The sequence below is a fragment of the Embleya sp. NBC_00888 genome (genome assembly GCF_045207655.1).
In the GTDB taxonomy this organism is placed as follows: Bacteria; Actinomycetota; Actinomycetes; order Streptomycetales; family Streptomycetaceae; genus Embleya.
The window spans coordinates 5,991,810-6,009,327 of record NZ_CP108784.1 but is presented as its reverse complement, the minus strand read 5'-3'; the positions used below and the strand labels follow the sequence as shown (position 1 = coordinate 6,009,327).

Sequence of the window (17,518 nt, the reverse complement as noted above, 5' to 3'; positions counted from 1 at the left end):
ACCCGACCGGGTCGCGGCTCGGGGCGCCTGCGGCCGACGCTAGTCGCCGGCGGGCCGAAGGTCACGGGTTCATCGCCGGGAAATGCCGGCTCCGGGGGTCGCCGCGGGCCGGGTCGCTCGTGGGCCGCCTGTCCCCGTGCCGTCCGTGTCCTGACCCTGTCGTGTTCCTGTCCCACGGTTCGCGGTGGTGGTCACGACGGCTGCTCGTCGGCCCCTTCGGCGGCCCCGATACCGGCGATCAGCGTGTCGAGGCCGCGCTTGATGCGGTTCACGTCCCAGCCGCGCTCGGTGCGCTGGAAGTCGAACAGGCCCGGCGTGAACGCCATCAGGAGCAGATCGGCGACATAGGCGGCGTCCACGTCGGGGGCGAGCTCCGCGACCATGCCGGCGATCTGCTCGTGGTGCCGGCGGAACGGGGCGCTGCGATAGCGCCCCGCCGGCGCGCTCCCCTCTGCGAGCAGCAGCAACTCCCGGTGATCGTGCACGAGTTCCGCCATGCCGTACAGGAAGGCGCGCAGCCGGTCGCGGGCCGGCGGGAGTCCGTCCGCGCAGTGTCGCGCGAAGGCCTCCTGGAAGCGGGTCTCGTTGTCCTCGATCAGCGCGTAGAGGCGTGGCCGAGCGGCTGTACGGCGACCTTCCGACCGCCGACCGGGAGATCGCCGCCCGCGCGCTCGCCCATGTCACCGCCAAGGCGAACGCCGAGCTCGCCGCCCGGTAGCCGACATGACCGCCGAGCTCCGCGAGCACGGCACCGACCTCCGAACCGACTTCCGATCCCCGTCGGGAACGATTCAACGTGGATCCATCTGGATGTCACGTGTGACATATGCCATTGTACTCAGCGTCGTGTTCTCACTGTGGACCACCGACCGTGGTCCGCCCGTGCCCGAAGGGCCGTACATGAGCAATCACGCACGCCACAGGAAGTGGTTTGCCACAAGCGTTCCCCTCTTGGCACTGGCCGTCGGTGTGCTGCCGATCGCAGCTCCGCCGACGGCCTCGGCCGGCCCCATCGCGAGCACGAATTCGCGGGTCGGGCAAGCGAACACGGCGACGGCGGCCGATCCGGGCGACGAGGTCGACCGGATCGGTTCGCCACTCTCGCTCGGTCCCGACCGGGGTCCGGGTCCGGTCGACGGGAGCAACGCGAAGCCGCCCGGCCGAGGCCCCTCCCCGGCGGACCTCCCGATCGGCCCGCCGGCGCACCTGCGAGCCCAGGCCGCCGCCCTGCCGGCCGGCTGCACGCTCGCCGAGTTCTCCGCGCTGTCCCCGCAGGCCCTGGCCGACTTCCTCACCCGCGCCGACGTCGGACCCGACTGCCTGCGCGGCTTCCTGTGGACCTACACCCCCGAGTTGGGTCGGGTGCTGACGCCGGCTCACCTCCAGGCGGTGCTGGCCCGGATCACCGCGCTGGCCCCCGGCTACGACGGCACGAACGCGTCGCACCTGTACGAACTCTGGTACTTCACCCACGCCGCGCTCTACCTCGACTGGGACAACCCGGCGATCGACCTGCGCGGGCCGGCCGTGGTGGCCGCGATCAACGCGGCGGCGGACGCCTTCCGCGCCGCATCGCACGCGTTCGACCTCACACCCACCTCGGGCGCACTGCTGCGCGAAGTGCTGATCAGCGCCGACATCGACGGCGTACGCGGGCGACAACTGCCGCTGCTGACCCGGATGTTCCGCGACATGGACGGCAGTACGGCGGCGTGGCAGGACGCGGCTCGGCGGAACGCGGTGCTCTCCGCACAAACCCTCGCCTACCACGGCATCTACAACGGTGACGCGGGCTTCATCGCCGCCGTACAGGCCGATCCGACCTACCGCGCCGGCCTGAAGGCGTTCGTCGGCTACCGGCACCTGAACACGCCGAGCACCTCCGGACTGCTCCGCAACGGCGTCTACGAGTACGGCCGACTCGGGCAGATCCCGAGTCTGACCGCCGAGACGATGACCGGGCTGAGCACGATGCTCACCGACACCGAGGGCTGGTACGGCCGCTTCTCGGTGCCGTGGAGCGAGGTCGCGCACTGGCTGGAGACCTACGGCCGCTGTCACGCGGCGGGGGTCTGTCGGGCCGACGTGGAGGCGGCCGTGTTCCCGAACACGTACACCTTCGACCAAGGCGACATCGAGGTGCACACGTCCCTCGACCGGGCCACCGTCGAGCAGTTGTACTACGCCTCCAAGCAGGTCAAGGAGCAGTTCTTCCGCACGGTGGGCACCGACCAGCCGCTCACGGGCGACCCGAACCACAAGCTGACCGTCCGGCTGTACGCGAGCATGGCCGACTACCACACGTACCAGCCGTTCCTGTACGGCTACTCGACGAACAACGGCGGGTTGTACATCGAAGCGGGCGCCACCTTCTACACCTACCAACGCGTCGTGCCGCGCGATTCCCTCCTCCAGCTGGAGGAGTTGTTCCGCCACGAGTACACCCACTACCTCAACGGCCGCTGGGCGGTGCCCGGTTCGTTCGGCGAGGGTCCCTGGTACGCGGAGAACCGGACCACCGCCTTCGACGAGGGCATGGCCGAGTACCTGGCGGGCGCGACCCGCGACCAGGGCGTGCAGCTACGCAAGTCGCTCGTCACCAAGGTGATCTCGGACGTGCGGAAGTACGGCAGTCGGCCGTCCGTCCGCGAGACGCTGCACTTCAAGTACGACGACGACGGCTACTTCTTCCGCTACTACGCCTACGCCGGCTCGTTCTTCTCGATGCTCGGCCGGGACCACCCGGACCTGCTCGCCGAGATGTACACCCACCTGCGGAACAATGACGTCGCCGCGTTCGACGCCTTCCTCGACCGGGTGAGCGGCCCGACCTTCCAGGTCGAGTTCGACACCTACCTCGACCGCCGAATCGCCGACGTGGACAACCTGATCGTGCCGGTGGCGAAGTACACCGCGCCCGGGAAACTCACCGCGACCGGCGCCGACCAGGTCCGCCGGGCCTTCCGTCGGGCCACCTCCAACAACCCGACGTCGTGCACCGCGACCCGCGACAGGCTCCCCCGCTTCACCTGCACCGGCGCGATCACCGCGAACATCGACTCGACCGATCCGGGCCGCATGCACACCGCCATGGCGGCCACGGTCGACTACTTCATCCTCACCCGCGCCGGCACGGCCCTCGACAACCTCGCCGATATGAACTGCCACTTCACCGCACCCGTCGCCTGGACCAACGCCCGGGCCGCCACCTCCACCTACACCTGCGAAGGCCCCCTCCGCCCCTGATCCACCACCCCCACCAACGACGGCCCCCGAGCGCTGCCCACCCCGCGCCCGGGGGCCGTCCCCTCCGCCCGCTCCGGTGCGAGGCGAGGCCCGATCGTCCGGCAGACTGGGGGCATGTCTGTGGTGAAGATCAACGCGCTGACCGTGCCCGCCGAGATGCGGGAGACCCTGGAGCAGCGATTCGCGTCGCGTGCGGGGATGGTGGACTCGCAGGACGGGTTCGAGTGGTTCGAACTGCTGCGGCCGGTCGAGGGGACCGACCAGTACCTCGTGTACACGCGCTGGCGCAGCGAGGAGGACTTCCAGGCGTGGATGGCCGGGACCATGAAGGCCGCGCACGGGCAGGGCGACGGCGGCGAACGGCCGAAGCCGGCTTCCACCGACTCGGCGCTGTGGTCCTTCGAGGTCGTCCAGAGCACCGGCCCGAAGGCCTGACCGCGGCACTAGCCTTGGCGCCATGCCACGCTACGACTACCGCTGCCGCGCCTGCGACATCACCTTCGAGCTCAACCGCCCGATGTCCGCCGCCAACGACCCGGCCACCTGCCCCCAAGGCCACGGCGACACCACAAAACTCCTGTCCACAGTCGCCGTAACCGGCACCGCCTCCACCCCCCGCCCCACCGGCAACACCGGAGGCGGCTGCTGCGGAGGCGGCTGCTGCAACTGACCCCACCCAGGCCCAACCCACCCCAACCGGCGCACCAATCAGCCCGGCCGGCGCTTGAGGCCAACCCAGCGGAGCCAACTACCCAAGGCCAGACGAACCCAATCAGCCCGGCCGGCGCTTGAGGCCACACCAGCCCGGCCGGCGCTTGAGGCCAAAAGCCCGCTACGCGGCCAAAGGCGCCGGCACCTCTTTGTCACACTCCCAGTGCGCCAACGCCGCGCGATCCAAAAGCACCACCCCCGCAGACGCCGCCACCGCCGCCGCCTTGGCCGAAAAGCACCCGGCCGTCGTAGCGAGCAACAACGCCCCGGACCCATCCCCGCCCGCGCCGGCCCCCGCAGCAGCCCCATCCCCACCCGCGTGAGCGGCGAGCGCACTCACGAAGTCCTGGACCACGCCCCCCGCCACCGGCCCCGGCCCCTCCGCGCTGCGACACCGCAACACCGCCGACGTCCCGTCGACGCGCCTCGCGTGGATGTCCACCGCGTACGCGTCCTCGACGACCCGCACCGTCTCCACCTCGGCCAGCCCGTCCCGCTCGCACAGGTCGGCCACGTGTTCGGCCAGCCGGGCCGGGTCCATCCGGTCCAGCCGCGCCTTCGCGTCCCGCAGCGCGGTGTCGTCGCAGCGTTCGACGAACTCGTCGGCCCGGGGCCGATATCCGCCCAGCCAGATCGCCGAGCCGAGCACCGCCGCGGCGCAGACGTAGACCACCATCATGCTGTCCGCCTGGTCGACCCGGATGCCCTCGAGGACGAACCAGATGCCGATGGCGAGGAGTTCGAGCCCGGCCACCAGGATGGCCAGATTGAGGTAGGCCCTCACCGTCGTACGTGCCATGTCCGTCGTCCCCCCGGTGACGCTGTGGCCGGTCGTACTCGTGTCGTTCACGCTGTCCCGATCCGATCGGCGTCACCGACTCCGCGGCCACGCCATCGTTCCCTCTTGCTGTCCCGACGTATGGGACACCTGCCCGGTTCCCGGCCCGAACAACAACCGGACACCCTACGAAATGCCGCTCACGCGCCATCGGGCAGGTTGGTCCAACCGCGACCGTCCGCCCGCCCGTACCACCCGCTCGCGGCGGTCGTACCGCCGTCCACCGGGATCAGGTGACCCGTCACATACGACGATGCGGCACTCGCCAGGAAGAGCACAACCTTCGCGTAGTCCTCGGGTTCGCCGAACCGCGCCATCGGCACCCACGAACCGATCAGCGCGGGGTCACGATCGCGCAATTTCGCCTCGTATGTCGTCTGCGGCGTATTCGCCATGTCCGGCGCGATCGCGTTGACCCGCACCCCCTTGCGCGCCACGTCGACCGCGAGACTCTTGGTGAACGCGATGATCGCGGCGTTGTACGCGGAGTAGACCGGGCAACCCGGAATGCCGCGCAGCGCCTCGACCGTGGACACGTTCACGATGCTGCCGGAGCCGCGCTCGATCATCTGCGGCAAGACCGCGTGCGTGACGCGCAACACATGTTCGAAGTTGATCGCGTGCAGCGCCCACCACTCCTCCTCCGTGCTGCGCAGGAACGTGGTCGAGGGCCGATAGTCGCCGACGTTGTTCACGAGTACGTCCGCGCCACCCGCCGCCAGCGCGGCATCGCGCAGCCTGGCCACCGCGGCCGGCTCGCGGATGTCGCCGAGCACCACCTCCACCCGCCCGCCGGCCGCCTCGATGTCCACCCGGGCCTGCTCGGCCCAGTCCGCGTCGATGTCGTTCAGCAGCACCAGCGCGCCCGCCCGGGCCAACAGCCGGGAGACCCCGCCGCCGATGCCCGCGGCTCCGCCGGTGACGACCGCGACCTGACCGGCGAGGGGTTCGGGATCGAGCATGAGTGGTGCCTCCCAGCAAATATGACGATGCGTCAGATCTGCGCATGCTCTCCCAGGTCGCGTGCGAGGTCAACGGCGGACCACCGACCGGAACGAGGGAGACGATCAAGTACTCCGGCCACCGCGACGATCGCCCTGGGTCGCACCACACCCGGGTATGCGTTCGAATGGATTCGAGAGAGAGTGTCGGGTCGGCATCCGCTTATCCGCACCACATCGAGGGGATCACATGGACATCGCGGTCGAGGACGTTCCCGCACAGAACCGCTTCGAGGCCCGGGCCGACGGCGACTTGGCCGGCTACGCCGAGTACATGACCACCGACGCCCTGATCGTGTTCACCCACACCGAGGTGGACCCGAGGTTCGAGGGCAAGGGCGTCGGCGGTGCGCTCGTGCGCGGCGCGCTCGACCTGGTGCGTGGCGGCGACCGCAAGGTGCTGCCGCTGTGCCCGTTCGTCAAGGCGTGGATCGGCAAGCACCCCGACTACTTCGACCTCGTATACGACGCCCCGCCGAGCACGGTCACGGACTGACCCGTCCGACGGTCCCCGCTCCGACCGATCCGAGTTGATTCAGATGAGCACCGCCCCAGGTCCCGACCGAGGCAAGGAGTATCCGGCCGAGGACATCGTCGTCACCTTCGACGCCAAGCGTTGCCTGCACTCCGGCGAGTGCGTACGCGGCCTGCCCGAGGTCTTCGACACCGATCGGCGGCCCTGGATCGACCCGGCGCTGGCTCCGGCCGAGCAGGTCGCGGAGGTGATCCGGCGCTGCCCCAGCGGCGCGCTGCACTACACGCCCACCGGCGGGGCGCCGGAGATGCCGACCCACCCCACCCGGGTGTACGTCGTCGACGGCGGCCCGCTGGTGCTGCGCGGTCATATCCAGGTGACCATGCCCGACGGCACGCACCGCCACGAGACGCGGGCGGCACTGTGTCGCTGCGGCTCGACCGGCAACGTGCCGTTCTGCGACCGCAGCGCCGGGTGCACGCTGACCGGCCGCGACTGGGGCCAATCGGACCCACCCGGCCGCCCGGCCCCCGAACCACCCGGAACCTGACCCACCCGACCGGGCCGCCCACCGCGCCCCGGTACCACCGAGCCCACACCCACCCGGCCCGGCACCGCCCGACCCGGCACCGCCGAGCCCGGCACCCGCCCGCCCCGAACCGACCGCGCCCCGCCCCGACCCGCCCCGATGACCGGCCCCCATGATGTACGGATGACCTCGCTGCTCTTCGTGTGCACCGGCAACGCCACCCGCTCGGTGATCGCCGGTGAACTGGCCCGCGCGGCCCGGCCCGATTGGCGCGTGGCCACCGCCGGCACCTTCGTCGTCGAGGGTCTACAGATCAGTTGGCGCACCCGCGCCGCGCTGGAGCGGCTCGGTCTGAACGCCGCAGGCCACCGCAGCACCCAGCTCACCGACGCGCACGTGACCGCGGCCGACCTGCTGATCACGCAGGAGTACCAGCACGTGCAGTACATCCGCCGGCACCACCCGGAGGGCGCCGCGCGCACCGCGACCCTGCGGCGCCTCGTCCGCGACCTGCCCGCCACCGGCCCGGCCGGCGAACCCCTGGCGCACCGGCTCGCCGCGCTCGACCTCGCCTCGGTCGAGCTCGAACCGGACTGGGAGGACGTGGTCGACCCCGGCGGCGGCGAAGAGGCCGATTTCGTCGCGTGTGCGCACGAACTGGCCGCGCTGATGGCGGATCTGATCCCTCGGTTGGGCGAGCGCGTACCCTCGCCGTAGGCTCGACTCCCGTGAACAGCCTGCGCATGATCGACACGTGGCCCGTCGGGAAAGCCGCTGCGGCCGTGATCACCCGGGACGGGGTGGTCAAGGGCGAGCACGGCCCGGTGGACGAGCCGTTCCGACTCGCCTCGGTGACCAAGTTGCTCACCGCGTACGCGGCGCTCGCCGCGATCGAGGAGGGCGCGATCGAGCCCGGGGACGCGGCCGGACCGCCCGGGTCCACGATCCGGCACCTCCAGGCGCACACATCGGGTCTGGCCTTCGACGAGGACCGTGTGCTGGCCGGCCCGGGCCGCAAGCGGATCTACTCGAACACCGGCTTCAACCTGCTCGGGGCCACCATCGAGAAGGCCTGCGACATCCCGTTCGACGAGTACGTCCGCCAGGCGGTCTTCGAGCCGCTGGGCATGACCGAGACCACGATCGGCGACTCCCCCGCGGCCGGCGGCGTGTCCACCGTGCGCGACCTGAGCCGGTTCGCGGCCGAGTTGCTCGCGCCGCGCCTGCTCGCGCCGGAGACGGTGCGCGAGGCCACCACCGTGGTCTTCCCCGGCCTGGACGGCGTACTGCCGGGCTACGGCACCCGACGGCCCAACGACTGGGGGCTCGGCTTCGAGATCCGCGGCACCAAGTCGCCGCACTGGACCGGGACCACCAACTCGCCCGCGACGTACGGCCACTTCGGCGCGTGCGGCACCTTCCTGTGGGTGGACCCGGAGCTGGACGCGGCCTGCGTGTGTCTGACCGACCGCGAGTTCGGGCCGTGGGCGGCCCAGGTATGGCCGGTGCTGAACGACGCGGTGGTCGCCGAACTGCGCTGAGCCGGCGAATCGGGCCGCCCGGTCCGGCAGTTCGGCGCACCCCGGGGGCCCACACCGGGAGGCCCATCCCGAGAGGTCGCACCGGAAGGCCACACCGGCCGGCCGCGCCGGGCACCATTCCCGGTCACCCCTTCGCACCGCCCGTCCTGCGCCGCGCGAGCCGGAACGACGCATACCGTCGAGCCGTGGTGTTCTCCGTGCTCGCGGCCCTGGCCGCCGCGCTCTGTTACGGCGTCGCGACCGTGCTCCAGGCGCTGGGCGCGCGGCGCACCGCGAGCACGAGCGGGCTCGACCCCAGGGTGCTGGTCCGGGCCCTGGGGCAATGGCCCTTCGTCCTCGGCACCGGACTCGATCTGGCCGGGTACGTCTGCCAGTTCGTCGCACTGCGGCAACTGCCGATCTTCGCCGTCGAGGCCGCCCAGTCGGCCAACCTCGCGGTCACCGCGGTGCTGGCGGTCCCGGTCCTGGGCGCTCGCCTGCACAGTCGCGAATGGGGCGCGGTCGCGGCCGTGTGCGCCGGCCTGGCCCTGCTCGGCGTCTCCGCGGGGCAGGAGGGCCCGGCGCACACCCACGCCGCGTTCCGCTGGTCGCTCCTGGGCGGCGTCGCCCTGCTCGGCCTGGCCGGCCGGCGCTGCGCGCGCCTGACCGAGCCGTGGCGCTCGCGCCTGCTCGGCCTGCTCTCCGGGCTCGGCTTCGGCCTGATCGCGCTGGCCACGCGCGTGATCACCGACCTGTCCCCGTCCGCCCTGGTCCGCGACCCCGCGTGCTACGCGCTGCTCGCCGGCGCCGCGTTGACCTTCCTGCTGTACACGGTCGCGCTCCAGGGCGGCGTGGTCACCGCGGTCGCCGCCGCCCTGGTGGTCGGCGAGACCGTACTGCCCGCCGCCGTCGGCATCGTCTTCCTCGGCGACCACAGCCGCCCGGGGCCGTACGTCCCGCTCGCGCTGATCGGCTTCGTGCTGGCCGTGGCCGGCGCGATCGCCCTCTCCCGCTTCGCCGAGGTCGAGCCCGGGCCGGCCGGTACGCCCGACCCGGACACCCGCGCGACGAAGGCGGGTCCGGCCGCCCCGGATCCGACCGACGAGCAGGGCGGGACCCGGGAATGCCGACGGCTCCCGCCGAGCGCGTGACGGGAGCCGATGCGAGGTGAACTGCCACGACCGGGCCGGGCCCGATCGCGGTCCGCTCACTCCTCCGGTTCGATGATCTGGTAGTCCAGCTCACCGATCGAGTGCGCCAGTTCGGCCGGGGTGTACACGGCACCGTCGTAGACGAACGCGGGCTCGATCGCGGTCTCGGTCAGCCCCTCGGCGCTGGTGTCGAGCACGACGATGGCCCAGCCGATGACGGGGCACAGAACGGCCTCTTCACCGGCCTTGGTCACCTCGACGTCCCACCCGGGTTCGGCCGGGGCGAGACTGACGACGCTGCGGCGGGTGTAGCGCATGGCGGGACTCCTCGGCTGCACGGTAACCGGCGGTCGGCGCCGGTTCGAACAAGCCTATGGTGCGGGTGTGACGGTTGGGGTCACGGGGCGTGTGCAGTGCGGCGGTCGGCTGGGTAGGTGTTCGCGGAACGCGCCCGCAGGACCCCGTCGACGCCCCGCGCGGTCGTCGCGGAGTCCCGCGGACGGGCTCGAGACAAGCCCAGGAATGCCCTCGCCCCCGCGCCTGTTGACAGCCACGTAGGCGCAAACCACGGGGCACGAACGTTTGGGAGGACGCATGGCCACGGTCGCACTGACCAAGGAGAACTTCGAAGAGGTCGTATCCGGCGACGGACTGACCGTGCTCGACTTCTGGGCGTCCTGGTGTGGACCCTGCCGATCGTTCGCACCGACCTTCGAGAAGGTCTCCGAGGCGACCCCGGACGTGGTGTTCGCCAAGGTGGACACCGAGGCGGAGACCGACCTCGCGCAGGCGTTCTCGATCCAGTCGATCCCGACCGTGATGCTGGTCCGGGACGGCGTCGTGGTGTTCTCGCAGCCGGGCGCGCTGCCCGAGGCCGCGCTCGTCGACCTGATCAAGCAGGCGCAGGGGCTGGACATGGACGAGGTCAGGCGCAAGATCGCCAACGGCTGACCGACGCCCGCGCCCACGGCCGGCGCGGCCCGCGGGCGCGGCCGACGCCCGAAAGCCCGCCGGATCGAATCCGGCGGGCGTTCGTGTCGCCTGCTCCAGGCAACCGGGGTGGCGGTGACCGGGGTTGCCGCGGTGTGCCGACCGCGATGACGCGGCCGAGAGGGGCCCATCCACTTCTCGCGGATCCTGATTGCGCGGTGCGCGGTCCGACTTCGATCGCTTCTCCGCGTCTATCTCCGTCGGACCCCTCTCGCTCCATCAAGTAGAACTCCACCGCCGCGAAGTTGCAAAAGATCCCCCGCCGGCGGGTGCGAATCCGGGGCGGCATCGAACTCGGCACACCAGAGGGGCTCGTGAGACGCAAGAGGGGCCCGGCGCGCGCCACGAGAGGGGCCGGGCACGGGAGGCGAGACCGGTGCCGACCTCCCGATCACGAAGGCGGCGCCGGTGTCCGCCCCGGCCATCCCGACGCATCCGCGACCGGCCTCGCCCGCAGGTGCGCCCGCAGCGTCGCGATCTCCGCGCGCAGCCGCTCGGCACGGGCCGGCGCCTCCGGGTCCGCACGCGGGATCCGCGCGGCCACGAGCGCCAGTTGGGCCTCCTCGATCTCCCCGATCAGCACCCGCGTCGGCCGCGGGCGCGGACCGGAGCGAGCCTGTCGCCGACCGTGGCGGCGCGGCAACAACGCGGCCTCCTCCGGCCGGATCGCGCCGCTCGCGGCCTCCTCGGCGGCCACCTGCCGGAACCTGGCCAGGTAGTGCCGGCGCGCGGCCCGGTAGACCAGCAGCGCGATCACCAGGTTCGCCACCACCTTCACCAACGTGCCACGCCATCCGAACACCGTCGGCGCGTTGAACGACACGTGCATTCCCATCGCGAGCAGCCAGCAGCCGAGCGCGACCGCCAGTCGCCGGGCGAGCGATCGACCGTCGCGCGCGACCAGGTAGCCGATGCCGGTGCCCGCCACCGCGCTCATCGCCCAGTGCGAACCCCACCCGGTGATCCCGACCCGGGCCGCGAACGACGCGTCCACGGACGCGCCCGGATCGGTCGCGCCGTCCAGCAGGATGGTGTTCAGCGCGTACAGCAGGTTCTCCACCACCTGGAAGCCCAGGCCGACCAGGGCTCCGTACACCCAGCCGTCGATCGGCGCGCGGATCGCGCGCGACGCGGCGAACGCGAGCAGCAGCACGCCGCACAGCTTGAGCGTCTCCTCGTTCAACGGCGCGGTCACCGCGGCGCCCCACCTGTCCGCGAAGTCGACCCCCCGGGTCTTCGCCCAGATCCCGCCCAGACCGGTGTTGGCCAGGATCGCGCAACCGGTCGCGGCGGTCATCCCCCACCCGACACACGCGAGCGAGGTCGCGTGCGGGGGCGCCACCACCGGCCGGATCCGGCGGGGCAGCAGATAGCCCACGCCCAGGGTGAGCACGAGCAGGAAGCCGGCGAGCGCCGCGGCGGCCGGGAACACCCGTACCGTGTCCCGGTATTCGTAGCCGATCACGCCGAGGCCGAACAGGCACGTGAGCAGTCCCACCGTCAGGGCGATCGGTGCGGGACGCTCGCCGGACGGTCGGACCGCGACAGCGCTCACGCGGCCTCCTCGGTGAACGTCAGCGAGCGCATCACGTCCCGTACCGGCAGCCAGTCCGGATCGGCGGTATCCGGCGGCGCGAGCGCGATCAGCCGGATCGCGAACGCGTCCTCGGGGCCGGGATAGATCACCGCCCGTCCGGTGTCGTCGCCCCGGTCCAGCGTGCCGACCATGCCCTGGGCCCCGGCGTCGGCGGTCAGCGGCCCCGGCGCGCCCAGCCGCGCGTGCCGGTCGCCGACCCGGACCGTGTCCCGCAGCCCGGTCCACAACGCGTCCGCGTCCTCGGCCCGAGGCAGCGAGATGTACGCGATCGACAGGTCCACGGCGCCGTGTCGCAGCACGAACACCCGCGAGGGTGTGGTCGCCGCCTGGTCCAACGTCCAGCCGGAGCCGACCCGGAACCACGCGCGATGGTCTTCGTCCGGTCCGACCCGAAAGACCGTGCCCGCCTGGACTCGCTTGTCGCCGGCGATCCACGAGCCGATCAGCGGCCACCCGCCGGCGAGGAGCACCACGATGGCGGCGACCGCGAGCGGCCCCCACCAGCGAGCCCGCCGCGGCCCGGTGCGGAAGCGGGCGTCGGTCATGTCACCAACGTCCGACGAAGCGGGGGATTCCGCCCGACGAGCATCGGCCGTCGGGCGGAATCGGTCCCTCGAAAGGGTTGGCGGACCCGCCCCGGTGATTGACGCGGATCCGTGCGGTCAGAGCCCGAACTCGACGGGGGCCAGGTCGAGGGCGAAGCACGCGTCGCGCACGACGGCCTGCTCGGTCTTGTCGAAGTGGCCGTCCGCGCCGCCGATGACGATGCCGATCTGGATCACCGCGCGCGCCTCGGTCGGCTTCTTCTTGACCTTGCCGATGTCCTGGAGCAGGGATACCTTGCCCAGCTCGAAGTCGGCGGTGAGCTTGGCCAGATAGGCCTCGAAGCGCTGCTCCAGGTCGCTCGCGGCGAAGTTGCGCAGCACGTCGTTGGTGGTGATCAGCGTGGTGACCCGCTGCCGCTCGGCCGGATCGATCGAGCCGTCGGCCGCGGCCACCAGAGCGCAGATCGCCATGCTCGCGTCCCGGAAGCCGCCGCTCTTGAGCTCGTTCTTCTTCGCCTCCAGCTGCCCCTGCATCGTCTGGGCCGACTGCTTGAACTTGTCCCACAGAGCCATCGGGATCCCCTGCCTCTCGCACACACGCGCTCGGACCTTGATCTACAGACTCGTAGAAGATACATGTCCTGCACACCACCCGCAGAATCCATTCGCCAACCGTCCGACGCGGCGAGGCACCCCGCGGACACGGCGCCGCAACGGCGCGTGCCCGCCCCGGGACCGAGGCGGGCACGCGGTATGGGTCGGCCGTGCGGTGGGCCGACCGGACGCTGCGGGCGTCGGGCGGAGAGGGCTGCTGCCGCAATGTGCGCCGGGGCGCGCAGGACGTCGGGGGGTGCGGCCATGCCGTCGCTGCCCGAGCGCAGCGGCGCGGTCGGGCGGGCCGGCGGATCGCCCAGCCCCGGCCCGGGTGCCGCGTCCCGGCACGAGAACCGACCCGGGGCCCGACCGGTTCGGCCGGGCCCCGGGCGTACCGGCTCAGCTCGCGAGGGCGCTCTTGGCCTTCCACTGGTCGTAGGTGAGCTGCCAGTTGCCGAAGCCGTTGCCCGGCTCGGTGGCCTCGGTGTTGTTCGAGCCCTTGACCACGACCGGGTCGCCGACCTGGACGCGGTTGTAGAACCACTCGGCGTCCGGGACGGTCATCCCGACGCAGCCGTGGCTGGTGTTGGCGACGCCGATGTTGGCGGTGTTCCACGCGGCCGAGTGGAAGAAGGTGCCGGAGGAGGTGAAGTGCACCACCCACGGGACGTCCGGGAGGTTGTAGCTGTCGCCCAGGCCGACCGTGGTCGAGTCGAGGGTCTCGGTGGCGTTCTTGTTCAGGATCACGTGCGTGCCGCCGCGCGTGGGGAACTCGTTCGAGCCGGCCGACATCTTGATCGTCTTGACCGCCGTGCCGTCCTCGATCACGGTCAGCCGCTTCTTGGGGACGTCCACCTCGACGACCCGGTTCGTGCCGACCGTGAAGGTGCTCTCGTAGTCGCGGGTGAAGTAGGCGCCCGGACCGCCGGCCACACCCGCCAGGTTCGCGTTGAGGGTGACCCTGGTACCACTCGGCCAGAACTCCCGTGGCCGCCAGTCGACCCGGTCCTTGCCGGACTGGTCCTTGGTCCAGCCCCACGAGCCCTCGACGTTGGGCGCGGTGGTGACCTTGAGGTTGCGCTCGACCTCGGCCTTGTCCTTGACCGCGTGGTCGAACATGATCGACACCGGCTGGCCGACGCCGAACGTGCCGCCGTTGGCCGGACGCAGCGTGACCTTGTTCACGGTGTCGGCCTTGAGCGTGCCGAACTTGCTGGTGACGGAGGTCTCCGCGCCCTTCTTGCCGCGCGTGGTGGCGGTCACCGTGTAGGCGGCGCCCGGTATGGTCCGCGTGGTCGAGGTCCAGGTGCGGCCGTCCGCCCCCACCGTGCCCTCGATCGCCCGGTTCTGCGCGTCCACCACGCGCACCGAGGCCAGCGTGCCCGAGTCGGCGGTCACCGTGATCGGCTTGCCCGGCGCGACGCCCTGGGTCCCGTCGATCGGATCCACGCTCACCCGTGCCGGTGTGTCCTTGGCCTCATTCCCGTCCGAGCCCGGTTTCGCCTGCGCCGCCTCCGACTTCCCCGCCCCTCCCGAACCGCATCCCGCGAGCAGGACGGCGGCCGCCGCCAGGGGCAGCGCGACCATGCGAAGTCCCTTGCGGGAGCCGGATATCAGGGGCTTGCGCACGTGCTGACCTCACGAACTTGGACGACCGGGGATCGTTCAACAGTAACAATGCGGATCAATTCCCCATGCCCGTCCGGGGTGTGACGGTTTCGACACCCTTGGGGCGCAACCGTCCGGCCCGGCACGAAGCCGCGCCCGGAGGAAATCCCGGACGCGGCTTCGGAGTTCTCGAAGGCTCGCGCGACGGTCGAGAACCGCGGTCGAGAACCGCGGCCCACCCGCCGCCGGCGAGCCCGACCGTCGCTACGCGGCGGCGGTGCGCCGGCGCGGGGCGCCGCCGCCGGTGGAACCGCCGGAGCGGCCCGAGGAGGCACCGGAGGCCGCGGCGGACGGACGACGGCCCGTACCGCTGCCGCCACCCTGGCCGGGACGACGGCCGCGACCGCGCCCACCGGCCGAGCCACCGCGACGCGGCGCCTCGGAGACCGGCGAGGAGATCACGACCGGGACGCCCGAGGGCACCTGGGCGCCGGTGACGCGGGTGAGTTCCTCGTCGCCCGAACGGACCTGGATGGTCGACGCCTCGATGCCGGCGATCATCATCAGCCGGGCCATCTCGCGGCGCTGGTTCGGCGTGACCAGCGTCACGACGCTGCCCGACTCGCCGGCGCGCGCGGTACGACCACCGCGGTGCAGGTAGTCCTTGTGGTCGGTCGGCGGGTCGATGTTGACCACCAGGTCCAGACCGTCCACGTGGATGCCGCGGGCCGCGACGTTGGTCGCGATCAGCGCGGTGACGTGTCCGCTCTTGAACTGCTCCAGGGTGCGGGTGCGCTGCGGCTGCGACTTGCCGCCGTGCAGCGCGGCGGCTCGGACACCGCTCTGCAACATCTGCCGGGTGAGCCGGTCCACCGCGTGCTTGGTGTCCATGAACATGATGACCCGGCCCTCACGCGCCGCGATGTGCGTCGCGGCGGTGTGCTTGTCGGCCTCGGTCACGTGCAGCACGTGGTGCTCCATCGTGGTGACCGCGCCCTGCGAGGGGTCGACCGAGTGCACCACCGGGTCGGACAGGAAGCGCTTGACCAGGCGGTCGACGTTGCGGTCGAGCGTGGCCGAGAACAACATCCGCTGGCCGTCCGGCTGCACCTGGTCGAGCAGCGCGGTGACCTGCGGCATGAAGCCCATGTCAGCCATCTGGTCGGCCTCGTCGAGCACCGTGATGCCGACCGCGTCCAGCCGCGCGTCGCCGCGGTCGATCAGGTCCTTGAGCCGGCCCGGGGTGGCCACCACGACCTCGGCGCCGTTGCGCAGCGAGCTGGCCTGGCGACCGATCGACATGCCGCCGACGACCGTGGTCATCCGCAACTGGACCGAGTTGGCGTACGGCATCAGCGCGTCGGTGACCTGCTGCGCGAGCTCGCGGGTGGGCACCAGGACCAGGGCGAGCGGCTGCTTGCTCTCGGCCCGACGGCCGGCGATCCGGGCCAGCAGCGCGAGGCCGAACGCGAGCGTCTTGCCCGAGCCGGTCCGACCGCGACCGAGCACGTCCCGCCCGACCAGCGCGTTGGGCAGCGTGGCCGCCTGGATCGGGAACGGCTCGGTGACACCCTGGCGGGTGAGCGCGGCCAGCATCGGCTTGGGCATGTCCAGCTCGGCGAACGAGCCCACCGCGGGCAGCGAGGGGGTCGTGCTGACCGGCAGCGCGAACTCGGCCACGGGGCCGGCGGTCATCGGCTTGCGCCGGTTGCCCGACGGGGCGCCACCGCGGCCGCGGCCGCCACCACCGCCGTAGCCGCCACTGCGGCCGGCGCTGCTGCTGCCGCCGCTGCGGCTGTATCGGTCGTTGGAGCGGGGGGTGCGATTCATGGAGAACCTTCCTCGATGCGGCGCGTATCGAGGACGTCTCCGCGGCATGACGCCGCACAAGGAGTCGCAAGAACGAGCCGAACTAGCTGAAAAAGAACCGACGTGGTGACTCGGGTCACTCGCGTCGAGATAGTGCGCAACGGTCGGGCGCCTGCCGAAGAGCGGCGGCCGATGTGCCGGACCGTGCGGGGCCGAGGCGACGAGGTCGCGTCGGGCAGGGTCCTGATCGGCGGATGTCGGACATCCGCCTGGAGTGTTGCACCGTGGCCTTCTCGGTCCAAGAACCGTCGACCCGGATGGGGCTGCGGGCCACGGGAAGGGCCCGCACCGTGCGGCGCGGGCCCTCGCTGCACGGCCGAAGCCGCGCCCATGAGCGGGTTCAGACGATGTTGATGTTCTCCGCCTGCGGGCCCTTCTGGCCCTGCGTGACGTCGAAGGAGACCTTCTGGCCCTCCTGCAGCTCACGGAAGCCCTGAGCGTTGATGTTCGAGTAGTGGGCGAAGACGTCGGGGCCGCCACCGTCCTGCTCGATGAAGCCGAAGCCCTTTTCGCCGTTGAACCACTTCACGGTGCCAGTAGCCACGTATCTTCCCCTTCGGGGCAGTACCGGGATCTCGCACCCTGCGAGACCCGAATCGTTGCTGATTACCCCGCCCGGAGTTGGACACCGGAAAAACAAAAGTGCACCTGTTGGCTACAACCAGCAGGCGCACAGAAAATTCCATGGGAACCACAGCAGCAATTAACGTTAGCACGCCAGGCGACCGGGCCGGCGGGATATCTCGATCTTGTGCCGGCCGGCGAATCCGGCCCCGAGCCGCGCGATGCCGCGCCGATCCGGCGCCGATCCCGCGATCGCACGCCGGGTGCGACCATGGACGCT

19 protein-coding genes are annotated in these 17,518 nt (G+C 71.5%); 9 read left to right on the top strand and 10 right to left on the bottom strand.

The window, feature by feature from the left end; genetic code table 11:
* Positions 1-191: 191 nt before the first annotated feature.
* Positions 192-497 (bottom strand): hypothetical protein, encoded by a 306-nt coding sequence (locus tag OG948_RS25745; RefSeq protein WP_406298721.1) that lies wholly within the window; start codon positions 495-497, stop codon positions 192-194.
* 454 nt (positions 498-951) lie between these two features.
* Here OG948_RS25745 and OG948_RS25740 point away from each other — a divergent pair, with 454 nt between their 5' ends.
* The 3 genes from OG948_RS25740 (at position 952) to OG948_RS25730 (ending at position 3,916) form a co-directional block, all read left to right on the top strand.
* Complete coding sequence (locus OG948_RS25740; RefSeq protein WP_406298720.1) at positions 952-3,246, top strand: collagenase; 2,295 nt, start codon at positions 952-954, stop codon at positions 3,244-3,246.
* A gap of 114 nt (positions 3,247-3,360) precedes the next feature.
* Positions 3,361-3,681, top strand: a complete 321-nt coding sequence (locus OG948_RS25735) for an antibiotic biosynthesis monooxygenase family protein (protein ID WP_395869524.1) — start codon at positions 3,361-3,363, stop codon at positions 3,679-3,681.
* A 22-nt stretch (positions 3,682-3,703) separates the two neighbouring features.
* Positions 3,704-3,916 carry a zinc ribbon domain-containing protein gene (locus tag OG948_RS25730; RefSeq protein WP_406298719.1) on the top strand — a complete coding sequence of 71 codons (213 nt, stop codon included), beginning with the start codon at positions 3,704-3,706 and terminating at the stop codon, positions 3,914-3,916.
* Between the two features lie 162 nt (positions 3,917-4,078).
* Here the strand turns inward: OG948_RS25730 and OG948_RS25725 are convergent, their stop codons facing one another.
* Positions 4,079-4,756, bottom strand: a complete 678-nt coding sequence (locus OG948_RS25725) for a restriction endonuclease (protein ID WP_395869528.1) — start codon at positions 4,754-4,756, stop codon at positions 4,079-4,081.
* A 179-nt stretch (positions 4,757-4,935) separates the two neighbouring features.
* Positions 4,936-5,757 (bottom strand): SDR family NAD(P)-dependent oxidoreductase, encoded by an 822-nt coding sequence (locus OG948_RS25720; protein WP_406298718.1) that lies wholly within the window; start codon positions 5,755-5,757, stop codon positions 4,936-4,938.
* A gap of 229 nt (positions 5,758-5,986) precedes the next feature.
* Here OG948_RS25720 and OG948_RS25715 point away from each other — a divergent pair, with 229 nt between their 5' ends.
* The 5 genes from OG948_RS25715 (at position 5,987) to OG948_RS25695 (ending at position 9,471) form a co-directional block, all read left to right on the top strand.
* On the top strand, positions 5,987-6,292 hold the full coding sequence (locus tag OG948_RS25715; RefSeq protein ID WP_402229549.1) for a GNAT family N-acetyltransferase: 306 nt from the start codon (positions 5,987-5,989) through the stop codon (positions 6,290-6,292).
* Positions 6,293-6,335: 43 nt separating this feature from the next.
* Positions 6,336-6,821 (top strand): (4Fe-4S)-binding protein, encoded by a 486-nt coding sequence (locus OG948_RS25710; RefSeq protein ID WP_406298717.1) that lies wholly within the window; start codon positions 6,336-6,338, stop codon positions 6,819-6,821.
* 162 nt (positions 6,822-6,983) lie between these two features.
* Positions 6,984-7,517, top strand: coding sequence for a hypothetical protein (locus tag OG948_RS25705; RefSeq protein ID WP_406298716.1), 534 nt, complete (start codon positions 6,984-6,986; stop codon positions 7,515-7,517).
* Positions 7,518-7,528: 11 nt separating this feature from the next.
* On the top strand, positions 7,529-8,341 hold the full coding sequence (locus tag OG948_RS25700) for a serine hydrolase domain-containing protein (RefSeq protein ID WP_395869538.1): 813 nt from the start codon (positions 7,529-7,531) through the stop codon (positions 8,339-8,341).
* A 185-nt stretch (positions 8,342-8,526) separates the two neighbouring features.
* Positions 8,527-9,471 carry a hypothetical protein gene (locus tag OG948_RS25695; RefSeq protein ID WP_406298715.1) on the top strand — a complete coding sequence of 315 codons (945 nt, stop codon included), beginning with the start codon at positions 8,527-8,529 and terminating at the stop codon, positions 9,469-9,471.
* A gap of 56 nt (positions 9,472-9,527) precedes the next feature.
* On the opposite strand, the gene OG948_RS25690 is transcribed toward OG948_RS25695, so the two are convergent.
* Positions 9,528-9,788, bottom strand: coding sequence for a hypothetical protein (locus tag OG948_RS25690; RefSeq protein WP_020554669.1), 261 nt, complete (start codon positions 9,786-9,788; stop codon positions 9,528-9,530).
* Positions 9,789-10,053: 265 nt separating this feature from the next.
* Here OG948_RS25690 and trxA point away from each other — a divergent pair, with 265 nt between their 5' ends.
* Positions 10,054-10,422, top strand: a complete 369-nt coding sequence (gene trxA / locus OG948_RS25685) for a thioredoxin (protein WP_406298713.1) — start codon at positions 10,054-10,056, stop codon at positions 10,420-10,422.
* Positions 10,423-10,852: 430 nt separating this feature from the next.
* On the opposite strand, the gene OG948_RS25680 is transcribed toward trxA, so the two are convergent.
* The 6 genes from OG948_RS25680 to OG948_RS25655 form a co-directional block, all read right to left on the bottom strand.
* On the bottom strand, positions 10,853-12,016 hold the full coding sequence (locus tag OG948_RS25680) for a PrsW family intramembrane metalloprotease (RefSeq protein WP_406298712.1): 1,164 nt from the start codon (positions 12,014-12,016) through the stop codon (positions 10,853-10,855).
* On the bottom strand, positions 12,013-12,603 hold the full coding sequence (locus OG948_RS25675) for a hypothetical protein (protein WP_406298711.1): 591 nt from the start codon (positions 12,601-12,603) through the stop codon (positions 12,013-12,015). The genes OG948_RS25680 and OG948_RS25675 overlap by 4 nt, the downstream gene beginning before the upstream one ends.
* A gap of 117 nt (positions 12,604-12,720) precedes the next feature.
* Positions 12,721-13,176, bottom strand: a complete 456-nt coding sequence (locus OG948_RS25670; protein ID WP_395869548.1) for a tellurite resistance TerB family protein — start codon at positions 13,174-13,176, stop codon at positions 12,721-12,723.
* A 420-nt stretch (positions 13,177-13,596) separates the two neighbouring features.
* Positions 13,597-14,826, bottom strand: coding sequence for an Ig-like domain-containing protein (locus OG948_RS25665; protein WP_406298710.1), 1,230 nt, complete (start codon positions 14,824-14,826; stop codon positions 13,597-13,599).
* 243 nt (positions 14,827-15,069) lie between these two features.
* Complete coding sequence (locus OG948_RS25660; protein WP_406298708.1) at positions 15,070-16,635, bottom strand: DEAD/DEAH box helicase; 1,566 nt, start codon at positions 16,633-16,635, stop codon at positions 15,070-15,072.
* A gap of 379 nt (positions 16,636-17,014) precedes the next feature.
* A complete protein-coding gene (locus OG948_RS25655) occupies positions 17,015-17,218 on the bottom strand; it encodes a cold-shock protein (protein WP_020554660.1) in 204 nt (67 codons plus the stop codon).
* Positions 17,219-17,518: the final 300 nt, after the last annotated feature.

Bases quoted from the DNA above. Each gene is read 5' to 3' on its own strand.
- OG948_RS25745 (WP_406298721.1), bottom strand. From the start codon at position 497: ATGGCGGAACTCGTGCACGATCACCGGGAGTTGCTGCTGCTCGCAGAG.
- OG948_RS25735 (WP_395869524.1), top strand. From the start codon at position 3,361: ATGTCTGTGGTGAAGATCAACGCGCTGACCGTGCCCGCCGAGATGCGG.
- OG948_RS25730 (WP_406298719.1), top strand. From the start codon at position 3,704: ATGCCACGCTACGACTACCGCTGCCGCGCCTGCGACATCACCTTCGAG.
- OG948_RS25725 (WP_395869528.1), bottom strand. From the start codon at position 4,756: ATGGCACGTACGACGGTGAGGGCCTACCTCAATCTGGCCATCCTGGTG.
- OG948_RS25720 (WP_406298718.1), bottom strand. From the start codon at position 5,757: ATGCTCGATCCCGAACCCCTCGCCGGTCAGGTCGCGGTCGTCACCGGC.
- OG948_RS25715 (WP_402229549.1), top strand. From the start codon at position 5,987: ATGGACATCGCGGTCGAGGACGTTCCCGCACAGAACCGCTTCGAGGCC.
- OG948_RS25710 (WP_406298717.1), top strand. From the start codon at position 6,336: ATGAGCACCGCCCCAGGTCCCGACCGAGGCAAGGAGTATCCGGCCGAG.
- OG948_RS25705 (WP_406298716.1), top strand. From the start codon at position 6,984: ATGACCTCGCTGCTCTTCGTGTGCACCGGCAACGCCACCCGCTCGGTG.
- OG948_RS25690 (WP_020554669.1), bottom strand. From the start codon at position 9,788: ATGCGCTACACCCGCCGCAGCGTCGTCAGTCTCGCCCCGGCCGAACCC.
- OG948_RS25675 (WP_406298711.1), bottom strand. From the start codon at position 12,603: ATGACCGACGCCCGCTTCCGCACCGGGCCGCGGCGGGCTCGCTGGTGG.
- OG948_RS25670 (WP_395869548.1), bottom strand. From the start codon at position 13,176: ATGGCTCTGTGGGACAAGTTCAAGCAGTCGGCCCAGACGATGCAGGGG.
- OG948_RS25660 (WP_406298708.1), bottom strand. From the start codon at position 16,635: ATGAATCGCACCCCCCGCTCCAACGACCGATACAGCCGCAGCGGCGGC.